At 69.8% G+C, this 24,613-nt stretch carries 24 protein-coding genes and 3 pseudogenes; 9 read left to right on the top strand and 18 right to left on the bottom strand.

Translation table 11 applies throughout. The features are described from left to right. Positions 1 to 21 precede the first annotated feature (21 nt). Both ABZ154_RS19740 and ABZ154_RS19735 read right to left on the bottom strand, forming a co-directional pair. Positions 22 to 258, bottom strand: coding sequence for a hypothetical protein (locus ABZ154_RS19740; RefSeq protein WP_356834270.1), 237 nt, complete (start codon positions 256 to 258; stop codon positions 22 to 24). A gap of 446 nt (positions 259 to 704) precedes the next feature. Then, positions 705 to 2,561 carry a serine/threonine-protein kinase gene (locus tag ABZ154_RS19735; RefSeq protein WP_356834268.1) on the bottom strand — a complete coding sequence of 619 codons (1,857 nt, stop codon included), beginning with the start codon at positions 2,559 to 2,561 and terminating at the stop codon, positions 705 to 707. Positions 2,562 to 2,742: 181 nt separating this feature from the next. Here ABZ154_RS19735 and ABZ154_RS19730 point away from each other — a divergent pair, with 181 nt between their 5' ends. Next, the gene (locus tag ABZ154_RS19730; protein ID WP_356834266.1) at positions 2,743 to 3,897 is read left to right on the top strand and encodes an FHA domain-containing protein; all 1,155 of its coding nucleotides are present in this window, start codon (positions 2,743 to 2,745) and stop codon (positions 3,895 to 3,897) included. A gap of 398 nt (positions 3,898 to 4,295) precedes the next feature. On the opposite strand, the gene ABZ154_RS19725 is transcribed toward ABZ154_RS19730, so the two are convergent. From ABZ154_RS19725 to ABZ154_RS19710, 4 genes and pseudogenes are all read right to left on the bottom strand, one after another. Then, positions 4,296 to 5,153 (bottom strand): alpha/beta hydrolase, encoded by an 858-nt coding sequence (locus tag ABZ154_RS19725; protein WP_356834264.1) that lies wholly within the window; start codon positions 5,151 to 5,153, stop codon positions 4,296 to 4,298. A gap of 107 nt (positions 5,154 to 5,260) precedes the next feature. After that, positions 5,261 to 6,097, bottom strand: a complete 837-nt coding sequence (locus tag ABZ154_RS19720; RefSeq protein ID WP_356834262.1) for an alpha/beta hydrolase — start codon at positions 6,095 to 6,097, stop codon at positions 5,261 to 5,263. Between the two features lie 484 nt (positions 6,098 to 6,581). Next, a complete protein-coding gene (locus ABZ154_RS19715) occupies positions 6,582 to 7,763 on the bottom strand; it encodes a serine hydrolase domain-containing protein (RefSeq protein WP_356834260.1) in 1,182 nt (393 codons plus the stop codon). Positions 7,764 to 8,085: 322 nt separating this feature from the next. Then, positions 8,086 to 8,286 (bottom strand): annotated as a pseudogene (locus ABZ154_RS19710) (hypothetical protein); the annotation flags it as partial. A 20-nt stretch (positions 8,287 to 8,306) separates the two neighbouring features. Here ABZ154_RS19710 and ABZ154_RS19705 point away from each other — a divergent pair. After that, positions 8,307 to 8,633, top strand: a complete 327-nt coding sequence (locus ABZ154_RS19705) for a TetR/AcrR family transcriptional regulator C-terminal ligand-binding domain-containing protein (RefSeq protein ID WP_356834258.1) — start codon at positions 8,307 to 8,309, stop codon at positions 8,631 to 8,633. On the opposite strand, the gene ABZ154_RS19700 is transcribed toward ABZ154_RS19705, so the two are convergent. Further along, positions 8,587 to 9,000 (bottom strand): sigma factor-like helix-turn-helix DNA-binding protein, encoded by a 414-nt coding sequence (locus ABZ154_RS19700; protein WP_356834256.1) that lies wholly within the window; start codon positions 8,998 to 9,000, stop codon positions 8,587 to 8,589. The two genes, ABZ154_RS19705 and ABZ154_RS19700, sit on opposite strands and share 47 nt — an antisense overlap. 681 nt (positions 9,001 to 9,681) lie before the next feature. Between ABZ154_RS19700 and ABZ154_RS19695 the strand changes: the two genes are divergently transcribed. Next, a complete protein-coding gene (locus tag ABZ154_RS19695) occupies positions 9,682 to 10,023 on the top strand; it encodes a beta/gamma crystallin domain-containing protein (RefSeq protein ID WP_356834254.1) in 342 nt (113 codons plus the stop codon). 210 nt (positions 10,024 to 10,233) lie between these two features. Then, positions 10,234 to 10,563, top strand: a complete 330-nt coding sequence (locus ABZ154_RS19690; protein WP_356834252.1) for a hypothetical protein — start codon at positions 10,234 to 10,236, stop codon at positions 10,561 to 10,563. 311 nt (positions 10,564 to 10,874) lie between these two features. Here ABZ154_RS19690 and ABZ154_RS19685 read toward each other — a convergent pair whose 3' ends face one another. The 3 genes and pseudogenes from ABZ154_RS19685 to ABZ154_RS19675 all read right to left on the bottom strand — a co-directional run bounded on the left by ABZ154_RS19685 (position 10,875) and on the right by ABZ154_RS19675 (position 12,394). Further along, positions 10,875 to 11,408: a DM13 domain-containing protein gene (locus tag ABZ154_RS19685; protein ID WP_356834409.1), complete on the bottom strand. Its 534-nt coding sequence runs from the start codon at positions 11,406 to 11,408 to the stop codon at positions 10,875 to 10,877. Positions 11,409 to 11,523: 115 nt separating this feature from the next. After that, positions 11,524 to 11,847 (bottom strand): annotated as a pseudogene (locus ABZ154_RS19680) (AhpC/TSA family protein); the annotation flags it as partial. 73 nt (positions 11,848 to 11,920) lie between these two features. Further along, positions 11,921 to 12,394 carry a DNA starvation/stationary phase protection protein gene (locus tag ABZ154_RS19675; RefSeq protein ID WP_356834250.1) on the bottom strand — a complete coding sequence of 158 codons (474 nt, stop codon included), beginning with the start codon at positions 12,392 to 12,394 and terminating at the stop codon, positions 11,921 to 11,923. A gap of 246 nt (positions 12,395 to 12,640) precedes the next feature. On the opposite strand from ABZ154_RS19675, the gene ABZ154_RS19670 reads away from it, so the two are divergent. Then, a complete protein-coding gene (locus ABZ154_RS19670; protein WP_356834248.1) occupies positions 12,641 to 12,940 on the top strand; it encodes a hypothetical protein in 300 nt (99 codons plus the stop codon). Between the two features lie 64 nt (positions 12,941 to 13,004). Here ABZ154_RS19670 and ABZ154_RS19665 read toward each other — a convergent pair whose 3' ends face one another. From ABZ154_RS19665 to ABZ154_RS19645, 5 genes are all read right to left on the bottom strand, one after another. After that, positions 13,005 to 13,592 carry a sigma-70 family RNA polymerase sigma factor gene (locus tag ABZ154_RS19665; RefSeq protein ID WP_356834246.1) on the bottom strand — a complete coding sequence of 196 codons (588 nt, stop codon included), beginning with the start codon at positions 13,590 to 13,592 and terminating at the stop codon, positions 13,005 to 13,007. A 104-nt stretch (positions 13,593 to 13,696) separates the two neighbouring features. After that, the gene (locus tag ABZ154_RS19660; RefSeq protein WP_356834244.1) at positions 13,697 to 14,530 is read right to left on the bottom strand and encodes an alpha/beta hydrolase; all 834 of its coding nucleotides are present in this window, start codon (positions 14,528 to 14,530) and stop codon (positions 13,697 to 13,699) included. Between the two features lie 129 nt (positions 14,531 to 14,659). Continuing rightward, positions 14,660 to 17,410 carry an AAA family ATPase gene (locus tag ABZ154_RS19655; protein ID WP_356834242.1) on the bottom strand — a complete coding sequence of 917 codons (2,751 nt, stop codon included), beginning with the start codon at positions 17,408 to 17,410 and terminating at the stop codon, positions 14,660 to 14,662. 289 nt (positions 17,411 to 17,699) lie between these two features. Continuing rightward, positions 17,700 to 18,689 (bottom strand): thioredoxin-disulfide reductase, encoded by a 990-nt coding sequence (trxB, locus tag ABZ154_RS19650; protein WP_356834240.1) that lies wholly within the window; start codon positions 18,687 to 18,689, stop codon positions 17,700 to 17,702. Beyond that, positions 18,686 to 19,099 carry an arsenate reductase ArsC gene (locus ABZ154_RS19645; RefSeq protein WP_356834238.1) on the bottom strand — a complete coding sequence of 138 codons (414 nt, stop codon included), beginning with the start codon at positions 19,097 to 19,099 and terminating at the stop codon, positions 18,686 to 18,688. The genes trxB and ABZ154_RS19645 overlap by 4 nt, the downstream gene beginning before the upstream one ends. A gap of 92 nt (positions 19,100 to 19,191) precedes the next feature. Between ABZ154_RS19645 and ABZ154_RS19640 the strand changes: the two genes are divergently transcribed. The 3 genes from ABZ154_RS19640 (at position 19,192) to ABZ154_RS19630 (ending at position 21,795) form a co-directional block, all read left to right on the top strand. Continuing rightward, positions 19,192 to 19,500, top strand: coding sequence for a metalloregulator ArsR/SmtB family transcription factor (locus tag ABZ154_RS19640; protein ID WP_062189842.1), 309 nt, complete (start codon positions 19,192 to 19,194; stop codon positions 19,498 to 19,500). Continuing rightward, a complete protein-coding gene (gene arsB / locus ABZ154_RS19635; protein ID WP_356834236.1) occupies positions 19,497 to 20,603 on the top strand; it encodes an ACR3 family arsenite efflux transporter in 1,107 nt (368 codons plus the stop codon). Before ABZ154_RS19640 ends, arsB begins: the two co-directional genes overlap by 4 nt. A gap of 136 nt (positions 20,604 to 20,739) precedes the next feature. Next, complete coding sequence (locus ABZ154_RS19630; RefSeq protein WP_356834234.1) at positions 20,740 to 21,795, top strand: ArsO family NAD(P)H-dependent flavin-containing monooxygenase; 1,056 nt, start codon at positions 20,740 to 20,742, stop codon at positions 21,793 to 21,795. 57 nt (positions 21,796 to 21,852) lie between these two features. Here ABZ154_RS19630 and ABZ154_RS19625 read toward each other — a convergent pair. The 3 genes and pseudogenes from ABZ154_RS19625 to ABZ154_RS19615 all read right to left on the bottom strand — a co-directional run. Then, positions 21,853 to 21,969: pseudogene (locus ABZ154_RS19625) on the bottom strand (hypothetical protein); the annotation flags it as partial. 171 nt (positions 21,970 to 22,140) lie between these two features. Then, a complete protein-coding gene (locus ABZ154_RS19620) occupies positions 22,141 to 22,494 on the bottom strand; it encodes a metalloregulator ArsR/SmtB family transcription factor (protein ID WP_356834232.1) in 354 nt (117 codons plus the stop codon). A 126-nt stretch (positions 22,495 to 22,620) separates the two neighbouring features. Beyond that, complete coding sequence (locus ABZ154_RS19615; RefSeq protein WP_356834230.1) at positions 22,621 to 22,986, bottom strand: hypothetical protein; 366 nt, start codon at positions 22,984 to 22,986, stop codon at positions 22,621 to 22,623. 132 nt (positions 22,987 to 23,118) lie between these two features. Between ABZ154_RS19615 and ABZ154_RS19610 the strand changes: the two genes are divergently transcribed. After that, positions 23,119 to 24,516, top strand: a complete 1,398-nt coding sequence (locus ABZ154_RS19610) for an NAD(P)-binding domain-containing protein (RefSeq protein ID WP_356834228.1) — start codon at positions 23,119 to 23,121, stop codon at positions 24,514 to 24,516. The last annotated feature ends 97 nt before the right edge of the window (positions 24,517 to 24,613 follow it).

Genomic DNA, 24,613 nt, shown 5'->3' with positions numbered 1-24,613 from the left:
CGGAGGCCGGTCGGTCTTCGATCAGGGCGGCGTGCCGTCGGCGCCCAGCCATACGGCCATACTGGAACCGGGGGCGGCGTCCTCGTGTACGACCCGGCCGACGGCGGGGTCGGCGACCCGAGCCGGGCGGTCATCGGCGGACTCGACGCGGACGCTCTGCGCCCAGTCACACAGCAGTGCGAACGTGAGCGCGGGGACGGGCGCCGCGCCGGAATCGCGGCCCGGGCCTCCTCGGCAGGCGAAGCGGGTGACACGCACGGCACCATTCGCTGTTGAGCTCCAGCCAACGGCGTCGCCGCCGGGATAGGCCACCCTCCTCGCCGAGGGCCACTCGCATCGGGTGTGCAGACCACCCCTGCCCCTCCGGTCGGTACCGATCTGATCAGGTGGCTGCCAGCAACATGGCCTGTCCGGTGGCCACCGGTCCAGGGGACTCACCGCAGCATCGCCGAGCTGGTGGCCCCATGCGCACCGCTCGGGCTAACACCGGCGCACGCACGGTCGCCAGGCCCGCCCCGCGTGAACACGCTGTTCGATGTCCACCGTGACGACCCGGAGCTGTTCCCCTGGTACGACGGCGGCGCGAGGTGTGCCGACTGTGGTGCGGTCGGTTCAGCGGCGGGTAGCCCCGGACGGTGATGCCCGCGCGGGACGAGTCGGTACGACGGGACGAGGACGCTTTCCGCGACGGGCGGGTCAGCGGATCAGGGCGCCTTCCAGAGAGTCAGTTCGGTGACGTAGTCGCGTGCTTCGAAGCCCGCGCTCTCATCCGTCTGGACGACGACGTTCTTGATGGTGAGCATCGCGAGATTGTCCTCATCGGTGACGGTGCACAGCACCGTGCCCGGGATCAGTTGTTCGCCCTGTGCCTCGCCGTCGAGCTCGGAGGGCATCGCGTCGGCCGCCGCCCCCTCGGCACACTCCTGGGGGGTGGTGCCCGCACTCTTTCCCATGGTCGTCAGAAAGCGCAGGGTGTAGGTGCCGCCGAACTCCTCGTACTGCAGCTCGTTTCCCTTCCCCTCGCTGAGGGCGTTCGGGTCGATCTTCGGTTTGTCCAGGTCGACGTTGGTGTAAGAGATGCGGTTGGAGGTGAACTGGGCGCGCAAGGTGAGCGGCTTGTCCTCGAAGATCGCCGTGTAGCCGTTCGGCGCCGCGTTCCCGGTGGGCGATGCGCCGGTACCCGGCGTGGTGTCCCCGGGGGTCTGGGTACCGGTGGCCGGCGACGAGGCCGGTTGTCCGCCGCGGCCCCGGGCGTTGTCCGTGTCGTCGCCCTGGGTGAGGACCCAGACGGCGGTCGCCGCCACCGCCAGGGCCAGCACAGCCGCGCCGACCGTCAACGGAGTACGTCTCCGGGCCGCCGACGCGGCTGCCGGGGGGCCGGTGGGGGGTGGCGCTCCCTGCGGGAACGGGACAGAGGATCCGGCCGGCGGCGGCTGTACCCGACCGTGGTGCGGGTGCTCACCGGGCCGGGAGGCATGGGTGGGCGTGTATCCGCCCACGGCCACGCCGACCGACGGTGGGGTGTCGGCCGGCGCAGCGGCACCGGGAGGCACAGCTGCGCCTGACGCGACAGGCCGGGGGGGCACTGTCTCAGCACCCGCGACGGCGCCGGAACGCGCTCCGGAATCGGTCTCGGCCTGCTGCCGGGCGGCCTGCTCCCGGCGGGCGATGTCCGCCGCGACGGGCGCGGGCAGCCAGCCGACGAAGTCACGCGACGGCCGCCCGCTCAGCTCCTGGCAGAGTTCCGCCAGTTCGGAGGGTGTGGGGCGGGCGGTCGCGTCGGCGGCCAGCGTGCGCTCCAGGACGGCACGCAGCGGTTGTGGATACGCCGTCAGGTCCGGCGGCCGGGACTCGCTGTTGGCGATCTTGGTGGCCAGCGTGATGGCTCCGGCATCGCCGTAGGGGTGGCGGCCGGTCGCGGCGACGGCGGCGATCAGGCCGAGCGAGAAGACGTCGGTCGCCGGTGTGAGGTCCTGGCCTCCGGCGTGTTCCGGCGACATGAACTGAGGGGTGCCGATGAGCCCTCCGCTGCGGGTGAGCTGGGTGGCGTCGGCGGCCCGGGCGATGCCGAAGTCGATGATCCAGGGGCCTTCGGAGCCGATGAGGATGTTGCTCGGCTTCATGTCACGGTGGATCACTCCGGCCTTGTGCACGGCGTGCAGCGCCTCCGCCGCGCAGCAGGTCAGCTGCAGGACCGTGGTCAGCGGGAGCGTCCCATGCCCGGTGAGGAGCTGGTCCAGGGCGAGGCCGGGGACGTACGTGGTGGCCAGCCACGGCTGCGGGCCGGTGGTGTCATGGTCGACGACGGGGACGATGTAATAGCCCCGCACTCTGCGGGCGGAGATCGCCTCCTGCTCGAAACGGCGGCGGAACTCCTCGTCCTGGGCGTACTCGTGGCGGATCACCTTCAGGGCGACCGGCTGGTTGCCGCGCGTGCGCGAGAGATAGACGCGCCCCATGCCGCCCTCGCCAATCCTGGCGAGCAGGCGGTAACCGGCCACCTCACGCGGGTCTTCGGGGCCCAGCGGGCTCAACTGACCCACGTTCTCAGCGCTGTTCAAGATTTTCGACCCTCTCCGTCACTGCGATGATCGTACCGACCAGCCCACGCCCCTGGTAGGCGTCCGGGGAAGTGGGGGGAGAGGCGAACTTCGGGAAGTGCCGTGGAGCCGCGAGAGTTCGTCCTGATGGCGGATGGCGCCAGGCGCCCTTAAAGTGACACCCCTGCCGACAGACAGCGAGGTGTCCGTGGAACATCATCTGGCCGCGTCGGCGGAGCGGGCTGACTATCTCGTGGAACTCTCCAACGTGGTGCGCGACACCTCCTCCGTCGGCGGACTCGGCCCGCGGTCCCTGCGCCGCCTGGGTCTGGTCCTGAGGGCCCTGATGGAGCTCACAGGGGATCCGGACGTCTCCGTCTACCTGGTCGCCGACACCAGCCTGCTGGGCGGGCACCGAGAGTTCGCTGATCAGGCCGAGGTCCGGCGACTGCGTGGCTGGGTGGCCGACGGGCTGGTCGAGGAGGTCGACGACGCCGATGAGCGCGTCCTCGACCTGGCCCGCATGACCTCGTTGCCGGTCATCACCGGCGACCGGTACGTCGACCACCGTCCGGAGCACCCGTGGATCCAGGGCAACACCTGGCAGTTCCTCAGACCGGAAGCCCGCCCCGACGGATCCGTCGCCCTCCTGGCGATGGACATGGGCGTGCGCTCAGCGGCGGAGATCTCGCGCAGGATGGAACTGTCCGCACTGAAGAAGCAGGGTCTCCTCGGCCCCTCCCGGACGCCGCTGGCGGAGGTGATCATGCGGACGTGGCGCTGCCCGGAACTCCGTTGCACCCTCTACGACATCCACAAGGGCGGACGGATCCTGCTGCCCCGTATGCGCCGCGGTGTTCCCACCTGCGAGCTGCACGGCACGCCTCTGGTGGGTGAAGGACCGCGCCTGGGCACCACCCAGCTCAAGGCCGTCATCAACGGCACCTGCGTGGCCCGGTACACCCTCGACGAGGGCTCCGAGGCGCACGTCGGCCGACTGCCGGGGCAGGTGGGAATCGCCCTCCACAGCCTGCTGCCCCCGCAGGTCGCCCAGCAGGTCAGCCGCAGGCATGTGACCGTCTCCGCCCGGAGCGGCGCAGTCCTGATCCGTGACATCAGCACCTACGGGACCCGCGTGCGCCGCGCGCGCAGGCAGGGTGCGTTCGGCCCCTGGGAGAAGCTGCCCCCGCAGACCGACCGTCCCTTCCGTCCAGGCGACGAGGCCGAGCTCTCATCCGGCGTCGTACTCACCCGCAGTGGCCGACGCTTTCCCGCCGAACTGGCCGACGCCTGGCGGACGGAAGCCGCCAGGACCCCCGTGTCACCCACTGCCGCGGCGCCCACCCGCCGGGCCTGACCACCTTGGCGCCGCCGGCTGGACGCCTGACCGTCCGATGACTGAGCCGGCCGCTTCGGTGCACGAGCACCGGGAACCGGCCGCAGATGTGCGCCACTTCGGGAGGCACCACTACATGGTGCTGTCCGATTGCGCAGCTCCGCAGCGTGAGTACCGGCGTGCACGCGTCCGGCGCCAGCACCGACGAGATGCCCGCCCACGTGGGTGGGCGGGCATCTCGTGTCGGAGAGTCCGGCCGCACGACGCTCCTGGCCGGCTGCCCGGTCGTGCTGCCGCCGATGCGCGTCGGCCGGCGTCGTCGGCTCGACGTCATGGTGAGCCCGGCTCACGGTCCTCCTGTACAGCAGCGGGGGTACGCCTCAGCTTCCCGCCCGGTGCGTAACCGGCCGCGTGCCGCCTCACGGCAGCTGAGGCGCCGGCCGCCCCTTGGCGAGGAACGCGAGGAGGGCGTCGGTGACTTCCTGGGCGTGGGTCCACAGCAGGCCGTGGGGGGCGCCGTCGATGACGACGTAATCCGCCTGCGGGAGTGCCTGGTGGAAGAGTTCTCCGGTGGCCTCGATGGGCAGGATGCGGTCGGCGGTGCCGTGCAGGATGAGTGCCGGGACGTCGATCTTCGGCAGGTCGGCACGGAAGTCGGTGGACCAGGTGGCCACGCAGGCCAGGGAGGCGTACGAGGAGGCCCCGGCGGCAACGTTCCAGCTGTTGCGGACGGCCTCCTCGCTGATACGGGAGCCGAGGTTCTCGTCGAGGTTGTAGAAGTCCTCGTAGAACGCGCTGAAGTAGGCGTAGCGGTCCGCGGTGACGGCACCTTCGATGTCCTTGAAGATGGTGCCGTCGACGCCGCCGGGGTTGTCGTCGGTCTTGAGGAGGAAGGGCTCCAGGGAGGCGAGGAAGGCGGCCTTGGCGATCCGGGCGGAGCCGTAGGTGCCCAGGTATCGGCCGACCTCACCGGTGCCCATGGAGAAGCCCACCAGGACGACGTCGTCGAGGTCGAGGGTCTCCAGGACCGTGTTCAGGTCGGCGGCGAAGGTGTCGTAGTCATAGCCGGTGGTGGGCTGGCTGGAGCGGCCGAAACCGCGCCGGTCGTACGTGATCACGCGGTAGCCGGCTGCCAGGAGTGCGGCGGACTGCTTCTCCCAGGAGTGGCCGTCGAGCGGGTAGCCGTGGATCAGCACGACCGGCTGCCCCGTGCCGTGGTCCTCGTAGTACAGCTCGATGCTGGTGGAGTTTTCCTGGCCGACGGTGATGAACGCCATGGTGGTTCCTGCCTTCCGGTGTGGGTGCGTCTGATGGTGAGGTGCCCGATCGGGCAAGGCTGTGCGGGTGCTGTGAGGTACGTCGGGCGACAGTGCGGGGCCGTCGGTCATCGGACCGTGCGGGCCGCCTGCTCCACGATGCGGGTGACGGCTTCGGGGCGGGACACGGATACCGCGTGCGACGCGTCGACGGTCGTCGTACGGGCCTTGGCACGGGCCGACATGAAGCGCTGGGCGGCCACGGGGATGTTGCGGTCCTCCGTGGTGACCAGCGACCAGGAGGGGATCGTCTTCCAGGCGGCCTCGGTGGACTTCTCCTCCAGAGCGGCCGCGGCGACCGGACGCTGGCCGGCAGCCATGAGCCTGGCCTTGGCCGCCGGAACGTCCGCGGCGAACTGGTGGCGGAACTTCTCGTGCTTGATGTATACGTCCGCGCCTTGACCGCCGTCGGGCAGGGAGTAGTTGACCGGCTCGACGGCCTGTCCGAGGGTGCTGCCGGGGAACTTGTTCGTCAGTCCGATCGAGCTCTCCCCCGTGTCGGGCAGGAACGCCGCGATGTAGACCAGGGCCTTCACCTTGTCCTCGAGGCCCGCAGCGGCCTGGCTGATGACGGTGCCGCCGTAGGAGTGGCCGACCAGGACCACGGGCCCGTCGATGTGGTCGAGGACGCTGCGCAGGTAGGCGGCATCGTTCGCCGGACCGCGCAGCGGATTGGCGGCGGACACCACCGGATAGCCGGCGCGCTGCAGCCGGGTGACGACACCGTCCCAGCTCGCGGCGTCGGCGAAGGCTCCGTGTTCCAGGACGATCGTCGGACGTACGGGGTGGTGGGGCGTCGCGCCGGCCGTACCGGGCAGGGCGGCGGCGACGGACAGGCCTACGGCCGTGGTGACACCGAGCAGCGCGGATCTGCGGCTCGGACGGGCCAGGCGGGTGATGCGCATGTGTGTGGTCCCTCTTGGTTGGTTGACGGTCCTCGACGGACCGTGCGGGCGAAGCAGGCCGGTGCGTCCGAGGAGCGGGGCCCCGAGTCACCTCGCCGAGGACTGAGCTTGCGTACGTCCGCCCGCGCTGGGTGATCAGCACGGACCGGACTGCTGATGGCCTCGGCGGCAGCGGCACGGAGAGCGGCTCCGGGCCTGCGGCTCCGGTGATCCCGAGGCGGTGCTCCCGCCCGGTCACCGGGCGGGGAGCGTCCTTCGTCTCGTACGACGACCGGACGGCCGGACCGGTTCACCCGAGGATGAGCTGCTCGTTCGCGGCGCCGCGCCCCCGGCGCAGCACGAGGCGTGGTGCTCGGCCTCGTCCCACTCCGGCCGGTGGCGCACTGTGCGCGGGAGCCACGACCGGACCGGAAACGGCAGCCTGACCCACCGGTCGACAGCTCCGCTCACGAAGTCTCCCGCCGAGCCAGGGACTGGGCGCTCCTCAGCCGGTGGACGCCAGGACTTCGTAGACGTGCTTGATGTAGTCGTGGGTGCGTTCCGAGCCGAGGATCCCGTCGCCCACCCGGTTCATCGTGTACGACAACGTGACGCCCCGGTCGAGGTCCATCATGACGATCGAACCGCCCCGGCCGACCCAGAAGCAGATTCTTCCGGTGGGCATGTGCGGCATCGTCCTCGGGTCGGCGAGTGCGTAGCCGATGCCCCAGCGGACGGGGACGCCCAGGAAGAGGTCGACTCCGTCGGCCTGTACATCGAACACCTTGTCCACCGTCTCCGCGGAGAGAAGCCGGAGGCCGTTCACCTGGCCGCGCCGTGAGATGACGGAGAGAGCACGGGCCAGACCTCGCGCGTTGCCGTGGCCGTTGACGGCTCCGAGTTCGGCGGAGCGCCACTGCGGGGTGTCGACGTGTTCGTCACGGGCGGGACTGCCGACCAAGGTCCTGGTGAAGATCCCCTCGGGGCCGAGGCCGGTGGGTATACCGGAGATCTGCGAGGGGGCCACCAGATCGGCGATGCGTGGCCAGTCGGCCTGACGCGCACCGATCTGGACATCGGCTTGCGTCGGCTTGGCGATCTCGGTGTCGACGAACTCCGTCAGCGTGCGGCCGGTGACCCGCCGGACGAGCTCTCCCACCAGTTGTCCTTGGGTCTGCACGTGGTATCCCGAAGCGGAGCCCGGCTCCCACCACGGGGCCTGCGCGGCCAGCCGGGCGCTCGCGGTAGGCCGGTCGTACAGGTCTTCCATGGAGAATGGCTGCTCCCAGCCGGACAGTCCCGAGGTGTGCGACAGTACGTGCCGCACCTCGATGTGCTCCTTTCCCTGGGCGGCGAACCCGGGCCAGTAGTGCGCGACCGGGCGGTGCAGGTCCAGTGCGCCCCGGTCGACGAGGACGAGGGCCGCGAGATTGGTGAGAGTTTTCGTGGTCGACCACATGCTCACCAAGGTGTTCCGGTGCCACGGCACGGTCCGCGCTCGGTCCGCGTGGCCACCCCACAGATCGACTTCCATGACCCCGCCCACATCGACGGCGATCGACGCCCCCAACTCAGCGCCGGCTTCGAGGTGCGCTGCCAGCGCCGCTCGTACCGGTTCGAACCGGGCAGTGCTCGTGCCCTCGACGACCATGTTCTTCTCCACTCCGGACGACAACCGTTCGCTCACTCAACGGGCCAAAGGTCACAGTGGTTCACGCATCGCCTCAGGTCATGACATCTGTTCACATGCCGCTCCGGCAGGGGGTTGTAGCGGAGCCCCTGCGCAGGCTTCCTCACTCCGCCGTGCGCGCTGTCCCGGACGGCGGCGGCCACCGCCTGCGGTGTTGGCCGCCGCCCGCCTGTAGGTGGGGCATCGGCCGTCATCAAGTAGTCGCCGGCACCGCTCGGACGACAGGACGTGGCGAGGGTCGTCTCGCAGGAGCCATCCGCGGGCCCCGTGCGGATGCCACGCCGAGCAGGCCCGGCTCACCGGACGGTACGTCGGGCGGTCACCCGAAGGAGGACCGGGCAGCCCGGTTCTCCGCCTGCAACATCCAGCTCTGCTTCTCCGGATCGGCCGTGAGCCCGATGAGGAGGTCCTCGGTCACGGCGTCCAGGCGACGGGTGGCGGCCTCGTCGAGCTGGACGTGAACCGAGCGGAAGCGCGGGCCGTACACATTCCCATGGGCCTGCTCGGCCGGCAGAGACAGGCGACCTGGACGAGGTCGCCGTGCGGGCGGGAGAGGACGGGGGGCAGACCGCCCGCCTGCTCTCCTCGACAGCACACGCGATACGCGGCGACAGTCACCTCGCGGAGGCACTGCGCAGACACGTCGTCGAGGGGCACCTGGAAGCACTGCGCCTGCTGCTGCGTCGTGCGGTTGAGAGGGGCGAAGTCCCCAGAAACTGTCCTGCCATCGGCTACTTCCCCCACCTGGTGCTCGGCGCGATGTTGTCGCAGCGCCCCGTCACGGGAACAGACCCCGACACGACCCACCTGCGCGCGTACTTCAGTTCCGTCGTGCTTCCCAGCCTTCTTGACTACAGGCCCCGTTGACGGCCGTGTGACCGTGGCCGCGCGGTCGCACTCCCAAGATGCCCTGCTTCTCCAGCGCTCTGCGCAACGCCCGCACGGCGGAGAAGGAACGGCTCTTGACGGTGCCGGCCGGTATGCCGAGGTGCTCGGCTGCTTGGGCAACGCCGCATTCCGGGGAGTACATGAGGCAGATGATTGATCGCTGCTGTTCGTTCGGCTCCGCCAGGGCCTGCGACACCGCATGGGAGTCGATCGTGGTTGCCGTGTTGTCGCTGGAGGCGTCCAGCTCCTCGACGGCCATGTGCTCCAGCGGCCGCACCTGGCGCGCCCGGTGATGATCGATGACGAGAGATTCCTCGTCACGGTGAACAACCACGGTCGTTTCCATGAGCCCGTTCATGCGTGGCGCTCGAGGCCCCCGGAAATGCGGCGTGCTCCATGAGAGCTGGCAGCTCCAGCATGGGGTTCAGCCGGTCGGTCGTCTGATGGAGCCAGGAAACGTCGGAGAAGCCGAGGTCGTCGCCGCCGACCGTAACGGTCACCAGGTCGATCCACGCCGAGTAGCTGTAGCTGCCCCGGGAACGCATGCCTGCTGGGACAAGCCAGTTTCCGCTGCACAGGACTCGGCGAGTGCCACGTAGTGGTTGACGGATCGCTGCCGACAAGTGGCCGGCCTGCCCTTTCGCACACGACGCGTGCGGGCGTGTCCTTCGTCCACACGTCGTCTCCACGACAGCGGCACCCGCCGGCTTCGCGTCCAACGAGCGCGCTACCGGGTCACATTCTTGTGGGTACCGCGAACGGTCATGGACCGTTCTGCGTGGGGATGCTGACGCGGTGCTCGTACTCCCGGTCGGCCTTGCGCTGTGCCGGCACCACGCGAGCCCCGCGGCCGCCGTCAGCGGCCGAGGAGCCGGATTGCGACCGTGCCCGAAGTAGGGCGCTCACGTGGTGAACGGGAGCGCCCTTTTCCACGTTCCGCTGATTGGGCGTCCATGCGTCCCTGCGATGCCGCCGAGCGGTGTGGCCCTCGGCGGCACCACACCACCATGAAAGGAACAACTCACCAGTGAAGCGCTTCATCACACGCCTCGCGGTAGTCGCGGCGGCCGGAGCCATGGCCGTCGTGCTGCCTGCTTCGTCGGCGTCCGCCATCAACCGCACCGACTGCCATGGGCTGGGTCTCCTGTCGCTTCACAACGCGGGTGGCAACCTCTGCTTCGCCAACGCGGGCGTGCAGAGCGTGGCGATCTACGGCGTGGACCGGATGTGGACCGGAGACAACAAGGTCACGTTTGAGTACGTGCCGAGGCTGGGCGCGCCGGCGACCAGCGCGACCGTGGACAAGTGGCACTTCGGTAACATCCCCGGCGAGCCCATTCACAAGATCACGAAGATCAGGATCTGGTAGCGCCCGTCGCAACGAACGAGGTGACAGCGCTCCTCGTCACGAGGGCGCGGGCACTTGGCTCTGGAACCCACCGTGTCGCGGGTGCGGTTCGGACTGCAGCGGTTCGGGCTGCGGCGGCTCCGGCGCAAGGTCCGCCGGGGCCTCAGGCGGGCGGCACATCGTTCGAGAGGTGCGCGGGCCCGGACGAGGGCCGATCTGCGTCTACACGCCGTGACGCCGGTGTTCGCGGGCGCGATCGGCGCGTCCGTCACCCGGGCGGTCGCACTAACTGAGGGTGCCACCCGGCAGTGCCTGGTCCGGTCCTGCTCGCGCAGTTCTGAGCAGGACCGGCGTCCGGTCGGAGAGAAGCAGGACGACGGCGGTGGCATATCCGTGGGCGGTGCCTACGGATATGCCGCAGCGGGCGGCGATCTGCGCGAGAGTGACGTGCTTGCGCAGGCAGGCGAGAACACGAAGGCCCGCTTGTACGGAGGGAGCCTGCCGCGACGGCCATCCTCGCGGGTGGCGATGGGCAACGTCACCCGCTCGATCACCGCATGAAGGCCGAGTCCGGCAGGACAGGAAATGGACACCACCGGTGTGGTGGTCGGGCTGCGAGTGCGGTGTGTTTCTCACGCGGGGAAGTGATCATCGTGACTTCGGAACGAGGAACTACGAGCTGGTGGGTGATGGGAATCAACAAAGCTGCACCCCATGACCAGATCGATGGGAACGCACGCGTGTGGCCAGATCGAAGGACCTGACAGACGCCTGGCGCCCCCTCGGCAGCCGGCCATTCCCCGGGGAGGACGAGTCGGCTTGCACGAGAGGGCGGTGACCGCGACGCCCGGCCAGGAAGGACAAGGACTCTGTCAGATTCGGATCAACTCTGCGGCGCCGAACGATACGTTGAAGCGGTCGCACCAGATGCTGACGCTCGTGTACGCATTCCAGTCGACGCCTGCGGGCAGTGCGTAGTTCTGGTCGCCCTTGTTCCCCTTGAGCTTGCCGAGGCTGACGTACTCGCCGTCGTCGAAGACGTGCCAGCCGGCCTGACCCGCCTTCACCGGCGCGTCGGTGAGCCAGACGCGCAGGTCAGGACCGTTGCTGGTGTCGAGCCCCTCGATACGCAGCGTGTGCGTGCCGTCCTCGAGCCGTACGAGCTTCACCGAGCCGGTGGTGGTGTGCTCGTGGCTGATCAGCTCGCCCGAGGCCAGCGTCTGCGGTCCGACGGGGGCGGAAGACGGGCTCGGGCTCCCCTGAGGCGTGGTGGGAGTCATCGTCTGCGTCGCCGCTGCCGACGGCAGCTCCTCGCGCACCGTCTCGTCGACCCAAAGGGTCCAGGGCTTGAACCACACGAGCCCGGAGGCGACCACGGCTACTACGGCGACCGAAAGTCCGGCCATGAGCTTCTTCTTCGCCACGCGACCCACGGCGCGCCCCCCTTCACGTAGGAACTTCCCGCCCCCATTCAACGGGGTGACGGCGGCCCACGGCCGTCCAGGACTGATGACGAAATGCTTACGGCCGGCGCGGGGCCCGATCGAGCGCGTCGAGGATGTCGAGCGCGTCGAGGATGTCGGCGGGTTCGGCCCTGGTGGTGTGGTCGGTGGTGACGAAGGCCCACCCGATGGTGCCGTCACGGTCGGTGACGTACGTCGCGGGCAGCGGCAGGGTACGGGAGTGGCCGGCGTTCACACGCTGCGGGTAGATGTGGAAGCCTTCGTAGACGGCAGCCAGGTCGTCGGGCAGGTCGAAGGCCAGTCCCTACTGCTTGGCGGTGTCGGAACCGATGTCACTGAGCACGTCGAAGGCCAGCTCGTGCTTCTCCGCGAGGGAGAGTGACCGTCCGCGACGCGCTCTCCGCCCGGCACGAGGAGCGCAGGACGGAGAGCGCATCGCAGGAACCGGGGACTGATCAGCCCCGGTTCTCCGCCTGGAACATCCAGCTCTGCTGCTCCAGATCAGCCGTGAGTCCGATGAGGAGGTCCTCAGTGACCACATCCACCGGGCCGATCTCGGCGATGCGCTCACGCAGTCTTCCGGTCACCGCGGATAGCGCGTGCACCAAGGCCTCCACGGCGTCGCTGTCCTTGGTCCAGCCTGACGGGAAGGCGGGCACACCGCTGGTACCCGCTATGGTTCCGGCCCGTCCGTCCGGGCTGACGCCCAGGGCGGCCGCGCGTTCGGCCACCGTGTCGGCGTGGTTCCGGGCGACGGTGGCGGCCTCGTCGAGCTGGACGTGAACCGAGCGGAAGCGCGGGCCGTACACATTCCAATGGGCCTGCTTGGCCACCAGGGACAGATCGAGAAGGTCGGTCAGGGTCGCCTGCAGCGCCGCACCCGCGGTTTCGCGGTCGTGCTCCGGCAGGGGGTTGTTGATAGCCAGCACAGGAGTGCCGTCCTTTCGTGTAAGGCGCCGACGTCCTGGTCGCGGACGTCGACGACTGCCGTTGGATAGGAACGTGCGCCGCTCGCTTCTGTGGGGCGTCGATGAGCCCGAGGCTAGGAACGGGGGGAGTCCGCCGTGGGTGCAGCTCGTCCGCTCCAGTCCCGTCCCGGCTGGGCGAAGAGCGCCGGCGCGTCATATGCGCAGCGGTCGAGAACTGCTCGAAGAGGTGGGCTTCGAAGCGCGACGATGGACGAAGTGCGCTCGAAGGCGCGCGCGAGCAAAGCGATTCTCCACCGCCGATGGCACCACGAGACGCATCTGGTGGCAGCGGCCCTTGAGCAGAGCGGACGCATCCACATCGACGCCGTCGACACCGGCACCCTCGCGGGCGATCTGGACGAAGTCGCCGTGAGGGCGGGAGCAGACGGCCTGCTCGGCTCGATGCTGTCCCAGCGGGCAGTGACAGGGGCAGGCCCCGACACGGCGTACCTGCGCTCGTACTTCACGTGCGTGGTGCTTCCCGGCTTGGACCACAGGCCCCGCTGAAGACCATGCCACCGGCATACGGGGCCGTGGAAGGGGTCCGGCGTGCACGTGGCCTCGCGGCGGGCTACACCCCCAGGATCCCCTGCTTCTCCAGCACCTTGCGCAACGCCCGCGTGGCATAGAAAGCACGGCTTTTGACGGTGCCGGGCGGTATGCCGAGGTGCTCGGCAGCCTGATTCACGCTGCATTCCAGGTAGTACATGAGGCGGATGACGGTTTGCTGCTGCTCGTTCAGCTCCCCCAGGGCCTGCACCACCACATGGGAGTCGATCGTGGATGCCGTGCTGTCGCTGGATGTGTCCAGGTCCTCTACGGACATGAGCTCCAGCGGCCTGACCTGGCGTGCCCGGAAGTGGTCGATGACGAGATTCCTCGTCACGGTGAACAACCACGGTCGAAGGCTCTCGTGGCGGCTGCCCAGGAAGCGGGCGTGCTTCCAGGCGCGGGCCGCCGTCTCCTGGAAGATGTCCTCCCCTTTGTGCCAGTCACCATCCAGCAGCCGCGCGGCATATCGGACGAGCAGAGACCCGTACTGGTCGTAGATGTCCTTGATGAAGGCGTCGCAGTCAGGGTCGGGGTCCGATGCGAGGTGACGGGCCTGCGACGAAGTCGGAGCGAGGGCAGCGGCCCCCGTATCCATGATCCCGTTCATGAGAGGCGCCCAATCCTGTTCGAGTGTCCGTGGCGTGCTCACCTACGTGCGCGGAGAACAGCTGACACACACCTGCTCCTTACAAGGGGGAAAGACGCCGGCTTTCAGGTGGTGAGGAAGTCGATCAGAGCGGCGTTGACCTCGGCTGCGTGGGTGAGCAGCAGCCCGTGCGGAGCGCCGTCGATCTCGACGTATCGCGCGTCGGGCAGGCGGCGGCGGAACTCGCGGGCTGTGGCGTCGATCGGCAGGATGCGGTCGGCGGTCCCGTGCAGGATCAGCGACGGCACATCGATGCGCTCCACGTCGGCCCGGAAGTCCGTCAGCCACGCCGGGACGCACGCGTACGCCGCCATGGGCGCCGAGCCGATGGCGGTGGCCCAGTTCGCCCGCAGCGCGGCCTCGCTGAGCCGCGTCCCGAGCGTCTCGTCGGTGTTGAAGAAGTCGACGAAGAAGCTCTCGTACCAGGCGTAGCGGTCGGCCTCCGCCTGCTCCGCAATGCCGTCGAAGACGCTCTGCGGCACACCGGCGGGGTTGTCCGGCGTCTGCAACAGGAACGGCTGGAGCGAACCGAGAAACGCCGCCTTCGCCACCCGCTGCGAGCCGTGGACGCCGAGGTAGCGAGCGACCTCGCCCGAGCCCATCGAGAACCCGACGAGAACCACGTCACGCAGATCCAGCTGCGTGAGGACGGTGTCCAGGTCGGCGGCGAAGGTGTCGTAGTCGTAGCCCGTCATGGTCTTGCTCGACCGGCCGAAGCCACGGCGGTCGTAGGTGATGACGCGGTAACCGGCCTTGACCAGAGCATCGGTCTGCTTCTCCCACGACTGCCCGTCCAGCGGGTAGCCGTGGATCAGGACGACCGGCTGCCCCGCCCCGTGGTCCTCGTAGTAGAGCTCGATGCTGGTCGAGCCCTCGGCTCCGACGGTAATGGTTCCCATGGTGTGCCTTCCCGCCCGTCCGCCGTGTACGAACCGGGCATGGCCCAAACCTAGGAAACGAGCAGGGGAGACCGCGTCCGTCGGACTACGTCTTCCGCGTACGTCATGACGCCGCGTCTTCGGCGTACGTCACCGTGCCGCGTCTTCGGCGTACGTCACCGTGCCGCCCAGCACCGCGGCGAGCTCGCCGCGGGACGTCACCCCCAGTTTGGGGAACATCCGCTGGAGATGGGTGCTCACCGTCCTGGGCGAGACGTACAACCGCTCGCCGATCTCCCGGTTCGTCAGGCCCTGCGCGGCGAGCTGGGCGACATGCAGCTCGGTGGAGGTCAGCTGGTCCACCGCAGCCGGATCCTGGCGAGGGGAGGACGCGCCCGCGGCTCGCAGCTCCTGCCGTGCCCGCTCAGCCCATGCCGACGCGCCGAGGGCGTCGAAGATCTCGCGCGCGGCTTGCAGGGAGGCGCGGGACTCCGCGGGCCGCCGGTGCCGCCGCAGCCACTCGCCCAGGGCGAGGCACGCCCGCGCCCGCTCGAACGGCCACTCTCTGGGTACGGCGTGGAGGGCCGCCCTGTAGAGCGGCTCGGCGGCATCCTGCGGGCTCAGCAGAGCTTGGCCAAGTCGCAATCCGCAGAGCAGGGCCGGCGAAGAAGTCACTTTCCCGAGCGGGGTCAGCTCCCGCACGACGTCGCGCGCCACCTCCCGGGATTCGCTGCGCACGGCCGCCTCGACCAGCTCCGCGACCGCGTAGAAGCGCAACCAGGGATGGAAGGCGGAGTCAGCCGGGTCGAAGACACGGTGCAGGTGCCCGTACGCGTCGCCGTAGCGCCCTTGGCAGAGCGCCGCCTGCCCGCGGGCCATCTGCACGATGGCCAGCACCGGGCGTCCTCCGCTGGGAAGGGCCGCGCGCTCGGCTTCCGACGCCCACGCCTCCGACGCCGGGTCGCCGCTGACGGCGGCCAGTTGCGCGCGGATGGCGTTCACCATCGCGTGCACGAGAGGCTGACCGGTCTCGCGGGCCAGTGACGCGGCCTCCTCCGCGGCGAGGTGCCCAGCGCGTACGTCACCCAGCCGTGCTGCGCTCCCCGCCTGGACGCAGAGAGCGCGGGCCAGCATCGACAGCCTGCCTTGCGCTCGCAGGGCGTCCAGCGACCTCGCCGCCAGCCGGCTTGCCAGGGCCGGAGCACCCACCGTCACGGCGGCGGCTCCCAGGAGCTGGTCCCCTTCTGGGTTCTCGGACGAGCGCTCCATCTGCCCCGCCAGGCCTTCCATCACCCCTCCCCCGCGCTCGACCGGGGCTGAGTACGCCCGCAGAGCCACCAGGTCGGCGTTGTCGGCATGCACGGGCATCCGATCGGCGGCAGCCGCGACCCGCTTGCGGGCGGCCGGCCCTGGCTCTCCCCAGAAACATTGCAGGACCGCGCCCCACAGCATGCGCAGTCCGAGTGCCGGTTCGCCTCCAGCGGCGATCTCGACCGCCAGCTCGGCGAGTTCGGCGGTCGCGGCGCCCTCGCCCCGTGTCCCCTCGGCCAGAGCGATGCTGACCCAGGCCGCGCGGCCTTGGTCCCGGATTGAGAGGTCCAGTGAGCGCGCCTGGGCCAGCAGATGTGCCGCGATGTCTCCTTGGCCCGACTCCAACGCGAGCTCCGCCGCCCGGAGCAGCCGGTCTGCCCGCGCGGACGGGTCCTTCGTCAGCTCCGTCGCCCGCCTCAGCGCGGCAAGGGCTGCGGCGACACCACCTCGCCGCAGGGCTCTGCCGGCAGTGGAGTCCAGATCCCGTGCTACTCGTTCGTCGGGGCCCGCGGTGGCGGCGGCACGGTGCCATGCCTGTCGATCGGGCAGCCCCTGGAGCGCGGCGGCCAGAGCGGCGTGTGCGGCCCGTCGTTCCGCCGCGGTAGCGGCGTGGTAGATCGCCGAGCGGATGAGCGGGTGCCTGAAGGCCAGCCCCTGGTTCTCCACCAGACCCGCGTCGATCGCTGCCTCGAGAGCGGCGACGTCGACCACCGTTCCGAGCATCCGGGTCGCCGCGGCGAGGCATTCGTCCATCGTTCCGTCACCGTTGAGGGCCGAGAGGAGCAGAACCGTATGGGCGTCGGCCGGAAGGCGGGAGATCCGTGCCGTGAAGGTCCTCTCCAGCCGTGCGGTCAGCGGCAACGGACCCGGGTTGAGCGCGTACGCCCCGCCGACCGCCTGCAGCGCGACCGGCAGCTCGGTCAGCGCCAACGGGTTCCCGGCGGACTCCTCCAGCAGCCGCCGCCTGACCTGCTGCCCCAGGCCGGGGGCCACCGCGTCCAACACCGCACCCGACACCTCATCCGTCAGCGGACCCAGGTGCAGCACAGGCAGGCCGGCGCTGCTGAGGCGGTCGTCGAGGCGCCGGGTGACGGCGACCAGGACAAGGGGGTCGGACTCGATCCGCCGCGCCACGAACCCGAGCACATCGAGGCTGGCGTGGTCCATCCAGTGGGCGTCCTCGACGACCACCAGCAGCGGCGCCTGCGCTGCCGCGTCCGTCAGCAAGGTCAGCGCGGCCAGGCCGACGAGGTACAGATCGTGGACGGTCTCGTCGACGAGCCCGACGGCTGCGAGCAGCGCAGTACGCTGACGCTCCGGCAAGTCGTCGATTCCGTCTCGCAGCTGGTGAACCAGCTGGTGCAGGCCGGCACAGGGCAGGTTCTCCTCCGACTGGACCCCCACAGCAGTGATCACATGGGTACCGCCGCGCGCTGCCGCGGCTGCGGCCTCTGCGACCAGCGCCGACTTGCCGATCCCCGGCTCACCGGTGATCACCGTCGCGCCGCCCGACCCGGTGGCGCCCTGCTCGACCAGGGCAGCCAGCGCGCGACGCTCCGTCTCACGACCCAGCAGTGCCCGCCTCTGCATGCCTCACTCCGATTCTCTGCGCCTCCCGGGCACCCGAGGGCTCCGCGTCCTCGCGTGACCAGGCGACTCGGCGGCATCTCCACTGGCAGGCGAAACGGAGGCCGGGGCTGGATGCCATCCGTGCAATGGTAAGCACGCCGCCGGGCGGGAAAGACGTCGGTATGTCGTCTTCCGACACCGTGGGGTCGACTGCGGCAGGACGCGGCGTGACGTCGGCCTCGCACACTTCTCGCTCGCCGGGCCGAAGGCTTTCCCGAGGATCGCGGTCGGAGTCGTTCCGCCGGGACGCTCAGACGGCTGCCGGGGTCTTCCCGGGCTCCGCGACCGCCTCGGTGTCGGTGAGGGCCGCGAGGTAGCGCTCGGCGTCCAGGGCTGCGGCGCATCCCGAACCGGCAGCGGTGATCGCCTGGCGGTACGTGTGGTCGACCACGTCTCCCGCTCCGAACACGCCAGGGACGTTCGTACGGGTCGAGGGGGCCTCCACCTTCAGGTATCCCTCGTCGTCCAGGTCCAGCTGACCGGCGAAGAGCTCCGTGCGCGGATCATGGCCGATCGCGACGAACAGGCCGGTGACATCGAGGCCGCGCGTCCGGCCACTGACCGTGTCACGCAGGACGAGGCCGGACAGCGCGCCGCCCTCCTCCTTGATCTCCGCGATCTCGCTGTCGAAGGCGAAGGAGATCTTGTCGTCGGCGAATGCGCGGCTCTGCATGACCTGGGACGCCCGCAGCGCACTGCGGCGGTGGACGACCGTGACGGAACGGGCGAACCGGGTGAGGAAGGTGGCCTCCTCCATCGAGGTGTCCCCGCCGCCGACGACCACGATGTCGCGGTCCCGGAAGAAGAACCCGTCACAGGTCGCGCAGTAGGAGACCCCGCGTCCCGACAGTTCGTCCTCCCGCTCCAGGTTCAGCTTCCGATGCTGCGATCCGGTGGTCACGATCACGGCGCGGGCCTTGTGGACCCCGCCGCTGCTGTCGGTGACCGTCTTGATGTCGCCCGTCAGGTCGACGGCGACGATGTCGTCCGGGACCAGCTCGGCGCCGAACCGTGTCGCCTGGGCCCGCATGCTGTCCATGAGGTCCGGGCCGACGATGCCCTCGGGGAAGCCGGGGAAGTTCTCGACCTCCGTGGTGTTCATGAGCGCGCCGCCCGCGGTCACCGAGCCTTCGAAGACCAGCGGCTCGAGGTCGGCACGCGCCGTGTAGAGCGCCGCGGTGTATCCGGCGGGGCCGGAGCCGATGACGATGACGTTGCGGATCTCCGTGTCGGCGCTCACTTGGACGTCTCCGGCGCGATCTCCTTGATCAGGCCCTCGACCATGACCTTGATCTCGTCGCGGATCGGGCGCACCGCTGCCACGCCCTGACCGGCCGGGTCTTCCAGCTTCCAGTCGAGGTAGCGCTTGCCGGGGAAGACGGGGCAGGTGTCGCCGCAGCCCATCGTGATGCAGACGTCCGACTCCTTGACCGCGTCGACCGTGAGGACCTTCGGCTGTTCGGCGGAGATGTCGATGCCGACCTCGGCCATCGCCTCGACGGCGGCCGGGTTCACCGCGTCACCGGGGTTGGACCCGGCGGAGCGGACCTCGACGCGGTCCCCGGCGAGGTGGGTGAGCCAGGCGGCTGCCATCTGGGAGCGGCCGGCGTTGTGGACACAGACGAACAGAACAGAGGGCTTCTCGGACATCAGGAGGTCTCTCTCGTCACACAGTCGAATCAGGCACACATGACATCAGCACCCGGTGGCGTCAGTAGCCACTGATGTGAGAGTATCAGTCCATGATGACGTCAGTCGACACTGAACTGATCCGGGTGCTGGGCGATCCGCTCCGGCTCCGGATCGTGACCCTGCTCGCCCGCGAGACGCTGTGCACCACCCACCTGGTGGAGGAGACCGGTGCGAAGCAGACCAACCTCTCCAACCACCTGAGGGTCCTGCGCGAGGCCGGGGTCGTGGAGACCGAACCGTGCGGCCGATTCACGTACTACAAGCTCCGCCCGGACGTCATCGCCCAGCTCGCCGGCCAGTTCGCCGACCTGGCCGAGTCCGCCCGTACCGCCGCCGAGAACAAGAGGGCCTGTCCGTGACCCCCACGCAAGCACCCGCGACGACCGAGGAACCCTCGGTCGTGCAGAAGCTGTCCACCCTGGACCGCTTCCTCGCCGTCTGGATCCTCCTGGCCATGGCTCTCGGCCTCGGTCTCGGCCGGCTGATCCCGGGCCTGAACGACGCACTGGCGAAGGTGGAGGTCGGCGGCATCTCGCTGCCGATCGCCGTGGGCCTGCTGATCATGATGTACCCGGTCCTGGCCAAGGTCCGCTACGACAAGCTCGACGCCGTCACCGGCGATCGCAAGCTGATGATCTCCTCGCTGGTCATCAACTGGATCATCGGCCCGGCCGTCATGTTCGCGCTGGCCTGGATCTTCCTGCCGGACCTGCCCGAGTACCGCACCGGCCTGATCATCGTCGGCCTCGCCCGCTGCATCGCCATGGTCATCATCTGGAACGACCTCGCCTGCGGCGACCGCGAAGCCGCAGCCGTCCTGGTGGCCCTCAACTCCGTCTTCCAGGTCATCGCGTTCGGCCTGCTCGGATGGCTCTACCTCGACCTGCTGCCCGGATGGCTCGGCCTCGGCGACGGCGAGACGCTCGACATCTCCATGTGGAAGATCGCCCTCAACGTCGTCATCTTCCTGGGCGTGCCCCTGCTCGCCGGCTTCCTCACCCGCCGCCTCGGCGAGAAGAAGATGGGCCGCGAGTCCTACGAGGCGACGTTCCTGCCGAAGATCGGCCCCTGGGCCCTCTACGGCCTGCTCTTCACGATCATCATCCTCTTCGCCCTCCAGGGGAAGACGATCACCTCGCAGCCGCTGGACGTCGTCCGGATCGCGCTCCCGCTCCTCGTGTACTTCGCGATCATGTTCTTCGGCAGCTTCCTGATCGGCAAGGCCATCGGCCTGGCCTACGACCGCACCACGACGCTGGCCTTCACCGCCGCCGGGAACAACTTCGAGCTGGCCATCGCCGTGGCCATCGCCACCTTCGGTGTCACCTCCGGCCAGGCCCTCTCCGGCGTCGTCGGCCCGCTCATCGAGGTCCCCGTCCTGATCGCCCTCGTCTACGTGGCCCTGGCCTGGCGCAAGAAGTTCGCCCCGTCCGCGATCACCACCAGCACCACGCAGCACTGATGCACCACCTCGGTTCCCGCCCGCGTCCCGACGTCCGTCCGACGGCCCGCTTCACCGTCCGCCCGACGGCGGAGGCTGTGCCGCTCGGGGGTGGGGTGGGAGCCGAGACGCCCGACGTTGCCCCGGGGGTGACCCGGTGACACGCGCGGTGGATGTGGTGGTGATCGGTGGCGGCCAAGCGGGACTCGCCACCGGCTACCATCTGCGCCGCCAGAACCTCGGCTTCGTCATCCTCGATGCCCAGCCCTCACCGGGCGGCGCGTGGCAGCACACATGGGACTCGCTCCGCCTGTTCTCCCCGGCCGCGTACTCCTCCCTGCCGGGCTGGCTGATGCCCGCCCAGGACGGGGCGGAGTATCCGGACGCGCATCACGTCGTCCAGTACCTGACCGCGTACGAGGAGCGCTACGCCCTGCCGGTCCAGCGACCGGTCCAGGTGAAGGCTGTACGCCGTGACGGTGAGCGGCTGCGGGTGGAGACGGACGCGTGTGTCTGGTCCACCCGTGCGGTCGTCTCGGCGACCGGAACATGGTGGCGGCCCTTTCTCCCTGCCGTACCCGGCCGCGAGGTCTTCACCGGCCGTCAGCTGCACACCGTGCAGTACCGGAACCCTGACGAGTTCGCGGGACAGCGGGTCGTCGTGGTCGGTGGAGGCAACTCCGGAGCACAGATCGCCGCCGACCTCGCACCACACACCGACCTGACCTGGGTCACCCGACGGCCCGTACGTTTCCTGGCCGACGACATCGACGGCCGCGCTCTCTTCGACGCCGCGACCGCCCGCCGCAGAGCGTTGGACACGGGGAACACCGACACGGGAGGCGTCGCCTCCCTCGGCGACGTCGTCGCCGTCGCACCGGTCCGCGCCGCACGGGATGCCGGCCTCCTCAAAGCCCAGCCGATGTTCGCCCGCCTCACCGAGGACCAAGTGGCGTGGGCGGGTGGGACGCGAGCACGGGTTGAAGCGGTGATCTGGTGCACGGGCTTTCGCCCCGCACTGTCCCACCTCGCCCCGCTCGGCCTGCGAGGCGAACGTGGCCATATCCCCGCCCACGGCACCCGGGCCGTCGACGAACCTCGCCTGCACCTCCTCGGTTACGGCGACTGGACGGGGCCCGCCTCGGCGACCCTGATCGGCGTCGGCCGCCCCGCCCGGGACGCCGCCCGCGAGATCGCCGCACTGCTGCGCTGACGCCTCCGCGATCGGACTGAGGGGTGTGTCGAGGGCCGCGCTGTCCACCCAGCGCGCCAAGACGCTGAAAGCCGCGAGTTGTTCCAGGGCCTCGTGCTCAGGCAGCTCCGGCAGCCCGCCCCCATGACTGCTGGAGTTCCGCATGCCCGCGGAGCAACCCTCTGCGAAGGACATCGCGCCGCGGTGCAACCGCGGAACGTGTCAATGCTGTCGTCCGCCATCAGTCGCAGGCGAGGCTGGCCGGACTGGTACTGAACAGCGTCATGCCGGGCGGGTCGGGAGGCGAGTACGGCCCGGTCAGCTGCGGGAAGCCCGCATGCGCGAGGGTGACGGCTCCTCAGGGCGTCAGGCGGCGGCAGACAACAGTTGCCCCATGGCCGCGAGGACGGAAGGCTCCACTCGGTAGTAGACCCACGTCCCGCGCCGCTCGGAGGTGAGCAGGCCCGCTTCCCTCAGCTTCTTCAGATGGTGGGAGACCGTCGGCTGGGAGACGCCCACGTCGGAGATGTCGCAGACGCACGCCTCCCCGCCCTCGTGCGAAGCGACAGCGGAGAACAGGCGCAGCCTGACAGGGTCGCCGAGCGCCTTGAACATCTTCGCCGTTCGCTCGGCCTCCTCCGCGCTCAAGGGCCGTTCGGTCAGCGGCGGGCAGCACGGCACGACCGGCTCCAGCACGGGCAACGACCTGATACTCGACATACACCTATGTTGACACACATCGAATCAGGGAGCGAGGACTGGCAACCTGCGCCCCCGCAGATGACCCGGGGGCGGGCGGGGCAAGGGCCACCCCGCCTCCGCCCCGCCCACGTCCCGGCGGGCCGATCACTCAGAGACCGGCGGCGATCGGCGCCTTGCGCATTGGGCAATCAAGGGCGCGACGACGTGTTCGGCATCGCGACTCACGCCCCGCAGGGTGTCGGAGGCGAAGGACCGCTGAGATTCCAGACCCAGGCAGACAAGGCCTGGATGAGTCAAGGACAGCCCGCCACTGTGCAGCGGCATGCCGCCGGCGTCCAGGGCATCGAGGGCCTTGAGACAGCCCAGGCCGGGCCGGTACCCGGTGGCCAGCAGCACGGTGTCGGCCTTCTCGCGGGTGCCGCCGGCCCACACGACCACCCCCGGCTGAAGGCCCTCCCGCGCCAGAGTTTCGGCGGCGGCAAGGCCGGACCGGCCACCACCGATCACCACAACATCGAATTGCTCCGCCGCTCACTCACATCACCGCGAGTTCGATGAATGTCTAAGTTGACGGCCATCAATACAGGTGTCATGCTGGCGGCGCAAGTTATTGACAGACGTCGAAACAACTGGGGAGTCGCCGTGAACGCGCCCACCACCGCCCTGCCCACCGTGGTGATCGGAGCGGGCCCCGCCGGCCTTGCTGCCGCCGCTCATCTCGCCGGGCGCGGCATGGAGTTCCTGGTCCTGGAGTCCGGCCCCGCAGCGGGCAGCGCGGTACGCGAGTGGGGGCACGTACGGCTGTTCTCGACGTGGTCCGAGCTCGTGGACCCGGCCGCCGAGAAGCTCCTGTCCCCCACCGGCTGGACCGCGCCCGACGGCGGCACCTATCCCTCCGGCACGGACTGGGCGGAGAAGTACCTCCAGCCGCTCGCCGACGTCCTCGGCGACAAGGTCCGCTACGACACGACCGTCACCGGCGTCTCCCGCCTCGGCCGCGACCGCATCGTGGACGCGGGCCGGGAGCAGCAGCCCTTCACCATCCGCATCAAGGGCGTGGACAGTACGGAAGAGCGGATTCTCGCCCGGGCCGTGATCGACGCCTCCGGCACCTGGACCACGCCCAGCCCCATCGGTGCCGACGGGCTTCCCGCCCTCGGCGAGTCCGCCGCCTCCGCGCGCATCTCCTACCGCATCCCCGACCTCAAGGACCCCGCCGTCCGCACCCGGTACGCCGGCAAGCGCACCGCCGTCATCGGCTCAGGAGCCTCCGCCTTCACCGCGCTCGCCTCGCTCGCCGACGTAGCGAAGGACGAGCCAGGCACCCACTCCGTCTGGATCCTGCGCCGTGGAATCAGCGGTTCCACCTTCGGCGGCGGAAGCGCCGACCAGCTCCCCGCCCGCGGCGCCCTGGGCCTGGCGGCCAAGGCAGCCGTCGACGCCGGACACGCCGATGCCGTCACCGGCTTCCGCACGGAAGTCATCGAGCGCGGTGACGACGAGCGCCTGACACTGGTGGCCGAGGACGGACGCCGGCTCGACCCGGTGGACGAGGTCATCGTCCTGACCGGCCTGCGCCCCGACCTGTCCTTCCTGTCCGAGCTCCGCCTCGGCCTGGACGAGCGCCTCCAGGCACCGGTGGAGCTGGCTCCGCTCATCGACCCGAACCAGCACTCCTGCGGCACGGTCTATCCGCACGGCCACCGCGAGCTCTCCCACCCGGAGACCGGGATCTACCTCGTGGGCATGAAGTCCTACGGCCGCGCCCCCACCTTCCTCGCCATGACGGGCTACGAGCAGGTCCGCTCCGTTGCCGCTGCTCTCGCCGGAGACCTCGAAGCCGCCGACCGCGTCGAGCTCACCCTCCCCGATACCGGAGTCTGCGGCGGCGCCGGACTCTTCGACGCCCCCGTCACGGCAGAGACGGACGGCGGAGGCTGCTGCGCCCCTGAGCCCGCCGTGGTCCAGATCGGTACTGCCGCGCCCGCTGGAACCGCGGCTGCCGTGGAGCCCACGCCAGCCGGTGGCTGCTGCGCGTGACCGAAACCCACGCCCGCGGGGCCGCGACCGGAACAGGGGACCCGACCAGCTACCAGCACCTGTTCACCTAACTCGAATCGTGGCCCGCTCCGACTGC

Origin of the sequence: Streptomyces sp. NPDC006261 (assembly GCF_040613515.1) — a bacterium.
Lineage (GTDB): Bacteria > Actinomycetota > Actinomycetes > Streptomycetales > Streptomycetaceae > Streptomyces.
This window is presented reverse-complemented; position numbering and strand designations above follow the sequence as displayed.

Bases quoted from the DNA above. Each gene is read 5' to 3' on its own strand.
- ABZ154_RS19640 (WP_062189842.1), top strand. From the start codon at position 19,192: ATGATGACGTCAGTCGACACTGAACTGATCCGGGTGCTGGGCGATCCG.
- ABZ154_RS19670 (WP_356834248.1), top strand. From the start codon at position 12,641: ATGGACGAAGTGCGCTCGAAGGCGCGCGCGAGCAAAGCGATTCTCCAC.
- ABZ154_RS19660 (WP_356834244.1), bottom strand. From the start codon at position 14,530: ATGGGAACCATTACCGTCGGAGCCGAGGGCTCGACCAGCATCGAGCTC.
- ABZ154_RS19725 (WP_356834264.1), bottom strand. From the start codon at position 5,153: ATGGCGTTCATCACCGTCGGCCAGGAAAACTCCACCAGCATCGAGCTG.
- ABZ154_RS19655 (WP_356834242.1), bottom strand. From the start codon at position 17,410: ATGCAGAGGCGGGCACTGCTGGGTCGTGAGACGGAGCGTCGCGCGCTG.
- ABZ154_RS19620 (WP_356834232.1), bottom strand. From the start codon at position 22,494: ATGTCGAGTATCAGGTCGTTGCCCGTGCTGGAGCCGGTCGTGCCGTGC.
- ABZ154_RS19700 (WP_356834256.1), bottom strand. From the start codon at position 9,000: ATGGAAACGACCGTGGTTGTTCACCGTGACGAGGAATCTCTCGTCATC.
- ABZ154_RS19665 (WP_356834246.1), bottom strand. From the start codon at position 13,592: ATGAACGGGATCATGGATACGGGGGCCGCTGCCCTCGCTCCGACTTCG.
- ABZ154_RS19645 (WP_356834238.1), bottom strand. From the start codon at position 19,099: ATGTCCGAGAAGCCCTCTGTTCTGTTCGTCTGTGTCCACAACGCCGGC.
- ABZ154_RS19685 (WP_356834409.1), bottom strand. From the start codon at position 11,408: ATGGCCGGACTTTCGGTCGCCGTAGTAGCCGTGGTCGCCTCCGGGCTC.
- ABZ154_RS19720 (WP_356834262.1), bottom strand. From the start codon at position 6,097: ATGCGCATCACCCGCCTGGCCCGTCCGAGCCGCAGATCCGCGCTGCTC.